The sequence below is a fragment of the Nocardia alba NBRC 108234 genome (assembly GCF_001612665.1).
In the GTDB taxonomy this organism is placed as follows: Bacteria; Actinomycetota; Actinomycetes; order Mycobacteriales; family Mycobacteriaceae; genus Nocardia; species Nocardia alba.
The window spans coordinates 577,056-590,012 of record NZ_BDAX01000002.1 but is presented as its reverse complement, the minus strand read 5'-3'; the positions used below and the strand labels follow the sequence as shown (position 1 = coordinate 590,012).

Sequence of the window (12,957 nt, the reverse complement as noted above, 5' to 3'; positions counted from 1 at the left end):
CGTCGTTGAAAAGTAGCTCGTAGCAGCACTTTTCGTCTGAGGCCCCGCGTCGGAGAAATCCGAGGCGGGGCCTCTGTCGTCACCGGAGATCACGGTGGATACCGGCTCGTCACGCTCAAAACGGTCACAAAAACGGTCACACCGCGGGAAGGCTATCGGCGTCGATGGCTGCCACCCATCCTCGATGGGTACGGTCGTGGCGTGCGGACTCGAAGGGGCGGCCGCTGTCGCGTCGCTTGGACACACTCGATCGGCTACTGCGTCAGCAGGCCACCACCGGCATGAGATCCGAGCATCCAACCGGCTTCGCGACCAGCGTGCCGAGTGACTTGCCGACGACCTTCTCCCGGCGTGTCGTCGCGCCGCCGCGCCGATAGATTTTCATTGCAGCCAATAATTCGCAATCGCGAAAGGTGGGTCCGGTGCTCATGTGGTCAACGTCTGCGAGGGAACTGCAGTCGCTCGGCGGGACTTGACTGTTCGTAAGCCAGAACTACATCCCACTCGAACTGGTGGGTACACGCGTATGCATCATCTCGACGAGGTACGCCGCCAACGCAGTTCTCGCGACCAAGGTCTCATTCATCAACTCGATCCCCACCATCTGTGATGCGCTTGGAGCCGATATCGATGACATCGAACAAACTCTCGCTAGCGACCGACGGATAGGCGTCGGCCACTTGATCTCCGGTCCGGGGTGGGGGCGGTCCCTGCCTGCCGAAGGACACCTCCGCTCATTCGCCAATCCACTGCAGCGGGCCTGCGACTGCCACTGATCGCGGCAGCGCTTGCTTCCAACATCCAGCGGGTCGACTACGTCGTCGAAACGATTCAGCGACAGCTAAGAGCCCCTATCGGTCGACAGATCACCGTGCTCGGGGTTGCCTTCAAAGCAGGCACTACTGGAGGACGACAAGCTCGTGCCTCGCCCAAGCGGCTCCGCCGGCCATGGTCACCCGGCTGACCGAACTGACCCTCGAATCGAGTCTCTGACACCTGCCGAACACGCCAAGTTGCGTCAACTATTCGGCAAGAGCCCTGGACCATCGTCTGCCACATACTGGGCGCACCGCTGCTCACGACGCATCCCCTGCATCAGGTCAATTGGGAACGGACAATCGACCGCTATTCTGACAGCCAACGATGCGCTGACCGGTGGAGACCAAGAACGTTTGCCGGACGCCGGCAGGGCGACGGTGTCCGCGTTGTGGCTCGCAGCGATAAGTGGCGGTGTTCTCGTATTGTCATGTGGCGCCGATGGGCCGCGACGACACTAGAGGCGTGGCAGCAGAACTGCGTTCCCTCACCGTCGACATCGACACCGGCCGCTGGAGCGACACAGTCATCACGAAAGTGGATCTGAGCGTCCCCGCCCGGCAGATCACCGCCCTACTGGGCGGCCCCGGCGACGGCAAGACGATGATCGCCTACGCCCTGACCGGTCGGCTGCCCGACTCGGCCCGGACCACCGGCGAAGTGCTGATCAACGGCAACGTCGGCTACAGCCCCCAGGACGGTATCGATGCCTTCACCCCTGACCGCACTGTGGGCGCTCAACTTCAACAGCTGGAACTCCGATACCGATCCTGGACCGTCGAGCAAGCCTGTGCCGCCGCCCACTACCCGTTCGACGCTCTGAATCTTCTTCCGCAGCACAACTCCGCAGGCCAGATCCAGCGCGCCTCCATCGCTGCCGCTCTGCTCACAGGCCCTGACATCCTGGTCGCGGACGCCCCGACCGCTTCCCTGGATCAGGGCACCGCCTTCGGTGTGTGGAAATCACTGCGTGAATACGCCGACACCGGCGCGGCCCTGCTCGTCATCACCCACGACCTGCCCCTGCTCGCCGCCACCGGCTACGCCGATCGCCTGGTGATCATGAGCAAAGGACAGATCCTCGAGGCCGGAACGATGGCGGAACTGTCTGTCTCCGAGGATCCGCGGGTGCAGATGTACTTTCGAGGCTCTCTGGGCTGACCGTGGAACCGCTCGGAGCCAGTGCTGCAGAGTGCGGTGGAGAACTCCGATGACCTCGGAACCGACGGTTGTCGCTCTATCAGACGGATGTCACGCGCCGTGCTGGCGGGGTGCAGGGCTGTAGGTAAAGGTGTACTTGCCGTTGTTGTTCTTCGTGCAACCGCTCACTGTGTACACGGGCTCCAGCGAGACACCCGCCTTGGGATTGGTGCGGTCCCGCTCCTGGACCTTGGCGGTATTGCGGCTGTATGCCTGCTTGGAGTCGGCGGCCATATTCTTCGACGCGGAGGAGCACAACGCCGAAGTGGAGTAACTCTTGGTTTCCGCGTTCGCCGGTGCGGCCAATGCGCCGATCAGGCCGGTGCCGATCAGGGTGGCGATACCGGTGGCGAGGAATTTGGTCGACTTGTTCATTCTGTGTCCTTTGGTTCGTTCGGGTGACTTGCTCTTGAAGAGTGCACGCCAATTCTTCTCTCGCGCTTAAGGTTTGCTAACGCAAGTTGATCGCTGTTCTCTCGACGGGATCCTGGACTCCGCGCCGGACACGAGTACCGGTCACCGGGGCCTGCCGCTGAAGCGCTGCGTCCGCGCAACGTCCACCTCTTGGCGCGGGCGTGGGCCAGCGCTGCGGCCGGAGTCACCAGCCGCGCCATCTGCCTCGCTGTCGAAGGTGCTGAGATGGCTTGCGCACAAGAGTTTTTCGGCTACGAAGTTCTGTGCCGCCAAACTGCGGTTCAGTTCGGAGACCGCGACCAAGCACACCGACTTTCCGAGCTCGCGTCGATGGTCGAAGGGCCACGCGTCGCGGCTGCTGCGCTGCACGCCATCTCCCTGGAAGCCGGTGACGCCGAGGGTCTGAATCGAGCCGCCTGCCGCTATGAGCAATTCGGAGACCGGGTCGCCGCTGCCGACGCCGCAGCGCAAGCAGCGAACATCCTGCGGGCCAACGGATTACGTGGGCAAGGATTGACCGCAGCGGCCTTCGCGGAACGACTCGCAGCGTCGACGGGCGCCGCTACTCCCGCGCTGCGTGCGCTGTAGTGCTCGAGCCCGCTAACTCCGCGGCAGCGCGAGGTCATCGCACTGGTCGCCGCAGGCTTGACCAACCGCCAGATCGCCGAACAACTCGTCACCTCGTACGGACAGTGGAAGGCCACCTGTTTCGGGCTTCCCAACGCACGGGGACCAACAGTCGTGACGGGCTTGCCGCCCTGATGAATCACAGAGCATGAATCGAACCGGATCATTGCGGTTCTGGCCTACGGGAGGTGGTTTGGGGTCCAGCGGCCGCCGGGAGGGAGTGGGTCTCTACGGGCGGCCGCCGGGGTTAATGGAGGAGCGTCAGCTCGTAGCGGCGGGCAGCGGGGTAAGGCTCGCCAGCCGGATTGGATCCGCCTGTGTGGCAGGTATGGTCGGCTCGGTGCTGAGATGATGTGGCGATGACCGGTGCTGGGGAATCGCGGGGTGTTCGAATCGGGGTTGTCGAGGACCATGAGTTGCTGATCGAGGGTCTACGCCAGGCCTTGGTCGCGGCACCGGATCTGGAGGTTGTCGCGGCGGGAGGATCCGTGAATGCCATACTGGCACTGAATATTCCGGTCGACATGGTCATCCTGGACCTGTCGTTGGACGATGATTCGACACCGCGCGGCAACGTCGAACAACTTCACCAGGCCGGGATCGACAAGGTCTTGGTTCTCACGACAGGGGACCGGCCAGACTTGGCGCGCGAAGCGGCGCGTGCCGGAGTGCTCGGGGTGATCCGTAAATCCGAATCCGCGGGAGCGATTTGCGCTGCAATGCGGTCCGCGGCTGCAGGCCAGCCGATCGGGACCATCGACTGGGCCACAGCCATCGACGCCGATTTGTCACGACCGCGACTGGCGCCGAGGGAAGAGGAGACGCTGGCGCTGTATGCCGCCGGTGAGTCCGCTGCCGACGTCGCAGAGTTGATGGGCGTCAGCAAGAACACTGTCAACCTGTACTTGACGAGGATTCGGGCCAAGTACGCGGCGGCCGGGTCACCGGTGGCTTCTCGTACGCAATTGCGTCGGACCGCGCAACGCGATGGGATCGTTCCGCGGCCATGGTGGCGCGCGAGGAAATGAACCGTGCCGCAAGGGAATCGGCCCACGCGAGCTATGAGCAGGTACTGCGGTCGCTCGCCCGCCTGATCGCGGTTGCCTTCGGCGCCTACGCACTCTTGCTGGCATCACGCATCATCGTTGACTCGGCGTTCGTGGCCTGGTGGTGGACGATCGCGTCGGTCTTGGCCGTGCTGGTGGCGCCGGCGGTGTTGTTGTTCCAGTCGGCGCAGACCCGCTCGGTGGCGGCTCTGCGCAGGATCGCGATGTCGGTCCCCGCGATGTTTCTCGGTGTGGCGTTGTTGTGGCCGCTGGCCTGGAACGGAACGCCTTTGCCCGGATCGCTGTGGCTGTCATTTGTGCCCGGACTGGCCGCGATGTCGGCAGCCTTGGCATGGCAGTCGTGGTTTGCCGTCCTGTACCTACTTGTCGCTACCGGCGCAGTACAGCTTCTCAATCAAAACCGAGCTTCCACTGCAAATTTCGCCTTCGGCTTGGAAATGCTCTACTCGTTCGGGTTCTCCCTGGTCTTCGTCGCGATGGTGCTCGAAGGGCTTCGGACCGCGCGGATGCTCGACCGGACGCGGACCGCCACCCTGCATCAAGCCGAGGCGACCGCAGCAGCGGAAACCCGTGCGGCACAGCGCCGTATCCACGATAACGTTGTGCACGATTGGGCCATCGCGACGTTACTGGCCGCCGTCCAGCTGCAGGACAGCGAACGGACGCGCCGGGAGGCGCGGTTCACGTTGGCGAAAATGGATGCGATGCCGCTGGTTTCGTCTGCCCGGCCCGTCACTGCCGAGGCGGTGGTCGAGTCGCTTCGTTCGGCGATCGCTGAGGTGGCGCCCGCCATCGTTGTCGAGGCGGTGATGACCGCCGAGCACAGCGAACTGGATGCTGACGCTGTACGTGCCGCTGTTACCGGCGCCGCGGAGGCGGTGCGCAACAGTGTGCGCCACAGCCATACGGGTGTTCGGTGTTCGGTTCATGCTGTCGTCGGAGCGTGCGAATTCCGGGTGACCGTTAGCGATGACGGACCAGGGTTCGACCCATCCGCGACACCCGCGGGCAGGTTCGGCATCCGGGGAACTATCCGACAGCTCGAACATATCGATGGCGGCACCGTCGCGGTGGAGTCGGCGCCGGGCGAAGGTACCCGGGTACAGCTGGCGTGGCGAAGGCCCGTTGCAGCAGGCGGTCCAGACATTCGGCAGTTCCTCGGAATACGGACGAGGTCAGCGGTTCTGGTCGCAGCAACGTATTTGGTCGGAATCGCCGCGCTCGCAGTGATGAGCACACATGGTGCGCTGGGGATTGCTGCCGTGATCGCGCTGCTGAGCTATTCCGCGATGGCTGTGTGGTTCGTGATGGCGGCGCACGATCCGGTGTCGCGGTGGGTGGGTCTCGGTGTGGCATTGGGTCCGGTGGGAACGGCTGTCGCTGTGTGGGGGTCAGCGGCGCTGCACTCGCCCGAGCAGCTGTGGCCTGCCTCGGCGACCGCTGCGATCTACGCGCTGCTGATACTGCGTGGCCGTCCCGCGATGGCCTGGTGCGGTCAAGTCGGAGTTGTCGCGGTGTGCACGGTCTGGGCCGCGAACGAAGGATTCGACGCGGTGCCGTTGGTGGTGAGCCGTCTCGCTGACTTCGCTCCGATGGTGGGTGCCACCGCGTTCGCTCGGATTGTTCGACCGCGGCTGCAGCACATCGTCGAATTACGCGAGGAGTCCGTTCAGTTGGCGCGCCGTGAATCTGTCGCGCGCGCCGCCGTTGCCGAACGTCGGCAACGGCGGCGCGCGTTCGATCTGATCGCCCGGCCGATCCTGACCGAAATCGCGCACAGTGACTCCTTGACCGACCGGGCGCGGCGGGCAAGTATCCTGCTCGAAGCCCGGCTACGAGACGAGTTGCGTGGCGGGATCTTGTCGACACCTGTCCTCGCGCAGGCGATTCACCTCGCTCGTGAGCGCGGCGTGGAAGTCCTGCTCTACGACGACCACGGTGCCGACGATTGCCCGATCGACACTCGAACAGAACTGTTCGCTGCTGTCACCACGGAACTCGCCGCCGCCGAGGCCGGGCAGTTCATCGTCCGAATCGGGCCGCCCGGCCGCGACCTCCTGGCCACCGTCGTTGCTCGAACCCCGGAAGGAACGCGGCGACGTTCTATTGCCAGAACAGCATCGGTAGCTAGGGCAGCCACTGGATCAGCGTAACGCTGTCGCTGGTGACGAGGAATCGCTCGATCTCGATCGGGCTGCCGCCTGTCGCAGGGATGACGTAAACCTTCGTGGTGCCATCACGGCGGGCACTGAACGCGATTCGGCTCTTGTCAGGACTCGCGACCGGTGTGCTGATGTCTTGGTCGCTCGCGCGGGGAGTCAGCGGTGTGTCGGCGCAATCGAGCATGTGCGCTCGTTGCGGAGGGGTTGTTGTGCATCGGTAGATCGGGTTGCCGCGTGGGTTCTCCGCCTTCTGCGAGATGAATGTGTCACTGCTGAGCCAGTCATCGACCAGTTCGCCGCCGGAACCGATCGTGTCGAGCTCGGCGTAGAGGTGTTGTCCGCCTGAACGAGCGACGCTGGCGGTCCCGGTGGGGGACACGTAGAGTTTCGGGTTGTCGCGAAGTATGCCTGTGGGGGTGAATGTTTCGGTGCGAACGAGCTCGGCGTTCTTTGCTCCTGCTGGTACCCGCATGACCGCTTTGGCGACAAGGTCGAGGTAGTAGAAGGCGCCAGTTGCGTCGAATGTCGGAGAAGTGTCCTGGGGCTTGTTCGCGAAGCTGTTGGTGCTGGCGTTGTGTGCGCTGATGTCGATGAAGGTGTTGGCGGCGTCGATCCAGCCCACATGGTTGTCGCTGCCAACGGTTTTCGTTGCGGCCATGCGCTGCAGGTCGGGTGAGAAGCCGTTTCGTGCACGGATGGCCTTGTTCGTGTCGATCGACGGTGCGACGTTGGTCGGGTGCACGAACTCGCGGACAACAGCGGTCGAGCCGGTTGCCGGGTCGAGCGCGCGCAGTGTGGTGGATGGTCGCGACGCGGAGTCGCCTTGTTCGGTGCGGAGATACAGAATTCCTGAAGGATGAGCATTGCCTACGTCGGATTTCGCGACCGTCGACGAAAAGGCCGATGGCGAGCGGTTCGTGCTGCTGTTCGACGGACTGCTGGTGCTGTCACAGGCAGTGAGAATCGAGAGCGTGAGGGCCAAACCGAAGATCGCGGTGCGCGAAGGTGCTGGACGTGTCAGGTTCATGAGGTCCTCAGGTTCGCTGCTGGTTGGCATAGTGACCCCGGGCGCTGAGGGGAGGCGGCGCGGACGCTGGGGCTGATCCGATGGTCGATCCGGCGACCATCGCGACGCTGGCCAGATCGATGAGGGCGGTGACCCACGCCAGTGCGCCGTAGGAGCCATAGACGAAACTGACCCCGGTGCTGAAGAATGCGGCGATTGTCGCCGCGACGACGCCGCATTTCGTCGGAATCGACGAGGCGTATGCCAGCTCGGTCGTCGTCGAGGCACGCAGGACCGTCACCGTCAACGCCACCAGGATCAGGAGCCAGGCGACGCTCAGGAAACCGTGTATAACCAGCATCGAGCTGCCCAGTGCGCCTCCACCGCCGAACCGGACAGCCAGCAGAAACGGCAAACCTGCCTGAATGATGGCCGTGACCGTCCCTACCGTGACAGCCGCGACCGCGACGAACTTGCCCCCTCCGCGGACTTTCGGACTGCGGACTTCGGCGGCCTGCACGGGCTGTCGGCGTCGTGCGGCGTCGCTGAGGTTTTCGGGTGTAGTAGTCATGGCCGCCTTGTGTATGGCCACGATGTCGTGGCGATCAACCGATAGGGAGATTCTTGAACGCGGGGTCCACCTCCGAACAGATTCAGTTTTCAGCGTCAGGTGGCGCGGGCGCGATGAGCGCGGCTGCCGCGAGCGTCCGGATGACACCAGAAATTGACTCTTTCACTGCCTGGTCGACGCGGCACATACTCGTCGAGTCCGAGCTCGGGTCTCTCCGGCTCATCGACTGAAAGAGGTTGTCATGATGGGTGTTTGGCAGTTCCTTCGAGACGTTGTCTGTCCTCGGTGCAATGGCTCGGGTGGGCACAGCGATCTGGGTAACTGGGTGAACTGCGGCGCGTGCAACGGCCAAGGATCGAAGTAGCCCAGTGGTATTGGTGGCGAGTCATGCTCGGACTCGCCACCAATTCCGAAGTAACAGGCTGTCGGAACGTTCGCGTCACGGCCGCTGAACAGAAGGTGCTCGGATGAGCGAAGATTACGAATCCTCGACGGTCGATACGGACGGCATCCGGGACCTGGCTGCCCGAACTGCCGCATCGATCGCGGGCATACATGCCGGCGATCGGACGCGCGGTTGGGTGCTGGGGATGGTCGTCGACGAAGGCGCTAGGGACACTCGAAGTGGCGACTGGAGTTGGGAGGCCGGCTCGATCTATGTGCTGCGTGCCGACGGAACGTTGGTGTGCGCAGACTTTCGAGCGTCTGGTCCGACGGTTCCGTTGGTTGTCGATGTGGTGGCGTCGCTGGAGAATCCTCTGACGCCCATGTCGGATCGGCACCTTTCCGCGATGGACCGGCCGAACTTCGCCGACTATGAGATTGTCGAACGCGACGCCTCCGGAGTCAGGTTCGAACTCGGCCGCAACTTCCAGGTGAGAGTTCAGCGGCGCGGAGATGCCCTGACCGAAGCCCTCATGCAGGTCCGCGGTGAACCTCGGTCGCTTGACAATGTCGAGTACCAGCGGAGATCCGCCGACATGGCTCGACGCAAGCGATGGGATCGTCCCCTCCGCATTATCGGGCCGACGGCCCTCTTGATGGTCTTGGCCATTCCGGTGTGGGCCCTCACTCCGGTGGTGGCGTACGTGATCGCGTTCGTGTTCCCCGGTGTTTACCCGACCTTCTTCTGGGCTGGCAGGAACCGTGAGGGCGACCTGTATCCATTGCTGGCGGTGCTGCTGCCAACCATGATCGTGTCTCTCGGCGTTCTCGGCCTTGTGTTCCCGTACCGGGATGGCGAGGAAGTGATCTCGCCCGCCGGCATAGCGGGATTCGCCGGGGGGCTCGTCCTACTTCTGTACCAAGCCTTCGCGCAAACCGGTGGCCAATTCAGCTGGTACTGGCCACCGCTGTTCGCTGTGGTTGCTCACCTGGGGCTGGGAATCGTGCGCAAGATCCGAGACACTTGAGTCTCGCCCGAATCAACGGCGGCAGTGCGGTATCTCCGCGGCGTCGACCGTCAGGCGTTCTCCGCTGCTGGTGGATCGGCGTATCCGGACTCCTGCCGCTCGTGGTGAGCCGATCGGACGCCGACCTTCCGTGACCCAGTTCCTGCGCGTCCAACCCCCGGATCGCCGCTACGAGCGGACGCGGTAGTCGCGGTCAGCCACCCGGAATCGGCGGAGGATCGATAGCATCCATGGACCGGCGCGGCGACAGCCTGACCCCGCGGACTGTGTGTGGCACCGGATTCGGGGGCGCTTACGTCGGCCACGCCGAGAGGAGTTGACGCAGTTGATCGAATCGCCGTCGCAGGATGAGCCCGAGAACTTCCTGCCGTTCCGGCCGGGCACGGTGATCTCGCTGTGTGCGCGCGAACTGCCCGAGGGGGAACGTGAGCTGTTCCGCGAGTTCGCCCATCTGCTCTCGGCCCTTGTGCACTACGGCTATCACGTGCGCGGCAGCGCGGTGCTCGACGCCTATCAGGTCGTCGATCCCGCCGAGGACGTCCGCGTGCTCGGTGTCGCCACCACGGACGATCGCGCGGCCGCTCGCGCGACAGTGGAGCGCGAACTGATCGCGCTGGCCGAAGCGGCCGATTTCACCCGCATCGCTGCAGACGAGATCGAGCGCGCCTTCTCCGAACACGCCTTGATGAAGGTCCGGCTCGAGGTCGACGACACCGATATCGAGAAGGTTCTCTTCTTCCGGCGTGGCATCGCGCAGCGGAGCGAGACGGTGCGTTCGCTGTTCGGGCTGCGGCGGCGCCGGATCGAATTCACCAGTTATTCCATGGTTTTGGTGTATGTCGCCTTCGCCGAGAGTTCGCGGGAACCGACCGCGAGCACGGTGATGGTGAAACTGTTCCAGAATGTCCCGCGCAACGATCTCGAGATGCTCTATCCGAGTGTCCGAGTCAGGATGCGTCCGGTGGACAAACTGCTGATCGGTGTGCCCGCGGTGGTGTCGGGGATCATTGTGCTGGTCACCAAGCTCGTCGGCTCACTGGGACTGCTCGTCTTGCTGGCGGCGTTCTGGCTGGGCCTGCGCGAGGAATCGGTGCAGCTGGACCGGACCGCGCTGATCACCCTCGGGGTGGGCGCGGCGGCATTCGGCGGATATGTGGTTCGCCAGCTGACCAAGTTCAAGAACCGTCGGATAGAACTGATGAAAACCCTGTCCGATCATCTGTATTTCCGCAATCTCGACAACGATTCGGGAGTGTTCGGGCGGCTGCTGGCCGCGGCGGAGGATTCGGAGGTCAAGGAAACGGTGCTGGCCTACCATTTCCTGCGCACCGCGCCGACTCCGCTGACCGGGCTCGAGCTCGACCGCCGCGTGGAGAACTGGTTCCGCGACCGGTGGGAGACTTCCTTCGACTTCGCGGTCGCCGACGGTCTGCGCACTCTGCGCGCGCTCGGTCTGCTGATCGAGGACGCCGATGGCACACTACGCGTGCTGGAACTCGGTGAGGCGCGCGTTCGTGTCGACAGGCACTGGGACGATCAGTTCTCGGTCCGCGTGTCGGTCTCATGACGGTCGTCGATGGCCGCACCGTCGCTACCTGCGTTTTACCCTGCGGCTGGCGGAGCGTGGCCGCCCGGACCACGATGACCTGACAGCCCGGTCGACGCCGACCTGTCATCCCCGCACGCGTGGGGTGAGCGTGCGCCCGAAGGAACAGACGGTTACCGGGCTCACCGAGCTGCCGTCATTCCGAGCGGCTGTGGATCGCGGAGATTTGCAGGCCCATGATTCCGGCCTCCTGACCTTGGCTGCTCATCATCTCGCGCGCGGTCTGCTCGACGACACCACCCTCGAGGAGTTGATCGGCGGCGCGTGCCATCTGGATTCCGCCGAAGTGGTGACGCTGCATCAGGCCGAGGAAGACCAGATCCGCGTCCTGGCCGCGGGCGGCGGACAGGATGTCGAGTTCTTGCTGGGTTGCCATGCCGGGCATCGAGGTGGCCCGAACGGTGATGTCCGCGGATGGCTGTCGGTGTTCGTGCGTTCCGGTTGGGTGCATCCAGGACATCGGTGCCGGTTGGTCGTGGGTTGGCCCGCCAGTCTCAGCCAGCCTGTCAGCTGGCCGATCTCGCCGCGTTGGACGTGTCGATGCGGCGGGCGATCGCTGTGACGGCGGGGTCGGCGCCGGGGTCCAAGCGAGAGTTCATCGTCAGGGCCTGGCTGTGGTGGGCGAGCATGTCCTGGGCAAGGCCGACCTCGACCGGGTTCAGGACCGGATGGGTGGGGGCGGCGTCGTCGATCAACAGCGGCCGGATTGCCGCGCCGACGACGACCATGCCGGCGAGTCCGGCTGCGGTCACGCAGTGTCGCACGCTCATGAGCCGATAGTCGTCTGCTGGTCGGCGGGTGGGGTGTAGGCCGCGGGGCCGAGTGCCAAGGTGGAGTAGGTGTTGTCGTTGCAGCTGACCCAGAGTTGGTTTCCGTGCCAGTGGGGCGGGGAGGTGCACCAGTCGCTGGACATGTCGCCGAAGACGAGCTGACCGGAGCGTGAGCTCAGCGCTTGCCCGGGGTCGAACACACCACCGGCGATGGCCTGCATCAGGGCGTTCGCGCCGAGGACGGGTGCGTCGATGACCGACATCGTCTTGTGCGCGGAGTTGATGATCTGATCGACGTCGTTCTTGCGCGCGAGTGGGTTGTAGTAGCCGATGTCTTTGACGTGGAAAGGATCTCGGACGTCGAAGACCCGGATACCGGAGCCGAACCATGCGCAAGCGAGCGCGGTCGGGTCGGCGCGACGATCGGCGGTGTAATAGTGGGGATCGTAGGAGAAGATGGACCCACCCATGCTCGATGCCAGTGCGGTGTCGAGGTTTTCGGGAAGGTTGATCTCGAGTTTGATCGAGTTGACCACTCGTGGACGGGTCTCGTCGGAGATGTCGATGAGCTTGACTCCGCCGCTGCCCGCTTCGTCGGGCGCGAACAGGTACGGGGTGTCGCCGTAGGTCACGGGGATCGCGTGCTGGGTGGCCCAGCCGTCGGTCTAGGTGGTCTCCGACAGGACGGGGATCACCGGGTCGGAATCGCGGCGCTGGACCGCGGAGATGTCCATGATGGTGACGCCAACCATGTTGTTGGTGAGGTAGAGGCGTTTACCGTCGGGGCTGAAACCAATGCCGTGCATGGACGGGCCGGGCAGGTCCTGCCAGATGACCTTCGGTTGGGCGGGGTCGCGCAGGTCGATGGCGCTGACCAGGCCGGGGCGACGCCGGAGGACCAATAGGTGTTGCCGTCGGGGGAGAAGCCGCCTTCATTGGCGGTGATCGACAACGGGAGCGACAGGTTGCTTCCCGCGCCGGCGTTGAGCAGTCGTGGATGGCGACCGTCGGAGATGTCGTAGATCGACATCAATCCCGCGCCGGTCAGGAAGGGCGCGCCGGTAGCGGCGAGGAGTTTGCGGGCGGTGTTGTCCTTCAACGACTCCCAGGTGCCTGCCGGCATCGGGGGTTCGGTGAGAGCGCCGGTGAGGACCGGGTTGGCGGGGTCCGCGACATCGAGCACCTGAACGCCGACCCGCGGGGCCGTCGAAGCTGCCGGGGATGAAGCTGCCGATGTATCCGCAGGTGTCGAAGGCCGCCGACACCACGCCGCCGCCGTGTCCGGCGTAGCTTCCGACGCGGGTGA

Annotated in this window: 15 protein-coding genes and 1 pseudogene; 8 read left to right on the top strand and 8 right to left on the bottom strand. The window is 64.3% G+C overall.

The genetic code is table 11. The features are described 5' to 3' along the window. Nucleotides 1-262: 262 nt before the first annotated feature. The gene (locus tag NA12_RS33505; RefSeq protein ID WP_157106376.1) at nt 263-430 is read right to left on the bottom strand and encodes a hypothetical protein; all 168 of its coding nucleotides are present in this window, start codon (nt 428-430) and stop codon (nt 263-265) included. A gap of 82 nt (nt 431-512) precedes the next feature. On the opposite strand from NA12_RS33505, the gene NA12_RS35005 reads away from it, so the two are divergent. Then, on the top strand, nt 513-776 hold the full coding sequence (locus NA12_RS35005) for a hypothetical protein (RefSeq protein WP_165914809.1): 264 nt from the start codon (nt 513-515) through the stop codon (nt 774-776). 505 nt (nt 777-1,281) lie between these two features. Further along, nucleotides 1,282-1,977: an ATP-binding cassette domain-containing protein gene (locus NA12_RS04445; protein ID WP_067446223.1), complete on the top strand. Its 696-nt coding sequence runs from the start codon at nt 1,282-1,284 to the stop codon at nt 1,975-1,977. Between the two features lie 90 nt (nt 1,978-2,067). Here NA12_RS04445 and NA12_RS04440 read toward each other — a convergent pair whose 3' ends face one another. After that, nucleotides 2,068-2,391: a hypothetical protein gene (locus NA12_RS04440; protein WP_067446220.1), complete on the bottom strand. Its 324-nt coding sequence runs from the start codon at nt 2,389-2,391 to the stop codon at nt 2,068-2,070. A gap of 369 nt (nt 2,392-2,760) precedes the next feature. Here NA12_RS04440 and NA12_RS33500 point away from each other — a divergent pair, with 369 nt between their 5' ends. From NA12_RS33500 to NA12_RS04425, 4 genes and pseudogenes are all read left to right on the top strand, one after another. Continuing rightward, nucleotides 2,761-3,018 (top strand): hypothetical protein, encoded by a 258-nt coding sequence (locus NA12_RS33500; RefSeq protein ID WP_132369865.1) that lies wholly within the window; start codon nt 2,761-2,763, stop codon nt 3,016-3,018. A 21-nt stretch (nt 3,019-3,039) separates the two neighbouring features. Then, nucleotides 3,040-3,192, top strand: a pseudogene (locus NA12_RS35000) (LuxR C-terminal-related transcriptional regulator); the annotation flags it as partial. A gap of 224 nt (nt 3,193-3,416) precedes the next feature. Next, a complete protein-coding gene (locus tag NA12_RS04430; protein ID WP_067446216.1) occupies nt 3,417-4,085 on the top strand; it encodes a response regulator transcription factor in 669 nt (222 codons plus the stop codon). Between the two features lie 278 nt (nt 4,086-4,363). Beyond that, nucleotides 4,364-6,277: a sensor histidine kinase gene (locus tag NA12_RS04425; protein ID WP_132369864.1), complete on the top strand. Its 1,914-nt coding sequence runs from the start codon at nt 4,364-4,366 to the stop codon at nt 6,275-6,277. Here the strand turns inward: NA12_RS04425 and NA12_RS04420 are convergent. Together NA12_RS04420 and NA12_RS04415 are read right to left on the bottom strand one after the other, a co-directional pair. Further along, nucleotides 6,252-7,313 (bottom strand): hypothetical protein, encoded by a 1,062-nt coding sequence (locus NA12_RS04420; protein WP_067446203.1) that lies wholly within the window; start codon nt 7,311-7,313, stop codon nt 6,252-6,254. The two genes, NA12_RS04425 and NA12_RS04420, sit on opposite strands and share 26 nt — an antisense overlap. Nucleotides 7,314-7,320: 7 nt before the next feature. Beyond that, nucleotides 7,321-7,863, bottom strand: coding sequence for a hypothetical protein (locus tag NA12_RS04415; protein ID WP_132369863.1), 543 nt, complete (start codon nt 7,861-7,863; stop codon nt 7,321-7,323). Nucleotides 7,864-8,330: 467 nt separating this feature from the next. Here NA12_RS04415 and NA12_RS04410 point away from each other — a divergent pair, with 467 nt between their 5' ends. Continuing rightward, nucleotides 8,331-9,275: a hypothetical protein gene (locus NA12_RS04410; RefSeq protein ID WP_067446199.1), complete on the top strand. Its 945-nt coding sequence runs from the start codon at nt 8,331-8,333 to the stop codon at nt 9,273-9,275. 325 nt (nt 9,276-9,600) lie between these two features. Beyond that, complete coding sequence (locus tag NA12_RS04405; RefSeq protein WP_132369862.1) at nt 9,601-10,842, top strand: TMEM143 family protein; 1,242 nt, start codon at nt 9,601-9,603, stop codon at nt 10,840-10,842. Between the two features lie 175 nt (nt 10,843-11,017). Here NA12_RS04405 and NA12_RS34945 read toward each other — a convergent pair whose 3' ends face one another. From NA12_RS34945 to NA12_RS04390, 4 genes are read right to left on the bottom strand one after another with little or no spacing between them, the layout of a single operon-like run. Next, a complete protein-coding gene (locus NA12_RS34945) occupies nt 11,018-11,332 on the bottom strand; it encodes a DUF305 domain-containing protein (RefSeq protein ID WP_307188336.1) in 315 nt (104 codons plus the stop codon). Nucleotides 11,333-11,387: 55 nt separating this feature from the next. Continuing rightward, on the bottom strand, nt 11,388-11,651 hold the full coding sequence (locus NA12_RS34940) for a DUF305 domain-containing protein (protein WP_307188335.1): 264 nt from the start codon (nt 11,649-11,651) through the stop codon (nt 11,388-11,390). Then, nucleotides 11,648-12,283 (bottom strand): LVIVD repeat-containing protein, encoded by a 636-nt coding sequence (locus NA12_RS04395; RefSeq protein WP_067446195.1) that lies wholly within the window; start codon nt 12,281-12,283, stop codon nt 11,648-11,650. The genes NA12_RS34940 and NA12_RS04395 overlap by 4 nt, the downstream gene beginning before the upstream one ends. A gap of 33 nt (nt 12,284-12,316) precedes the next feature. Then, complete coding sequence (locus tag NA12_RS04390) at nt 12,317-12,553, bottom strand: hypothetical protein (RefSeq protein WP_067446190.1); 237 nt, start codon at nt 12,551-12,553, stop codon at nt 12,317-12,319. Nucleotides 12,554-12,957 lie beyond the last annotated feature (404 nt).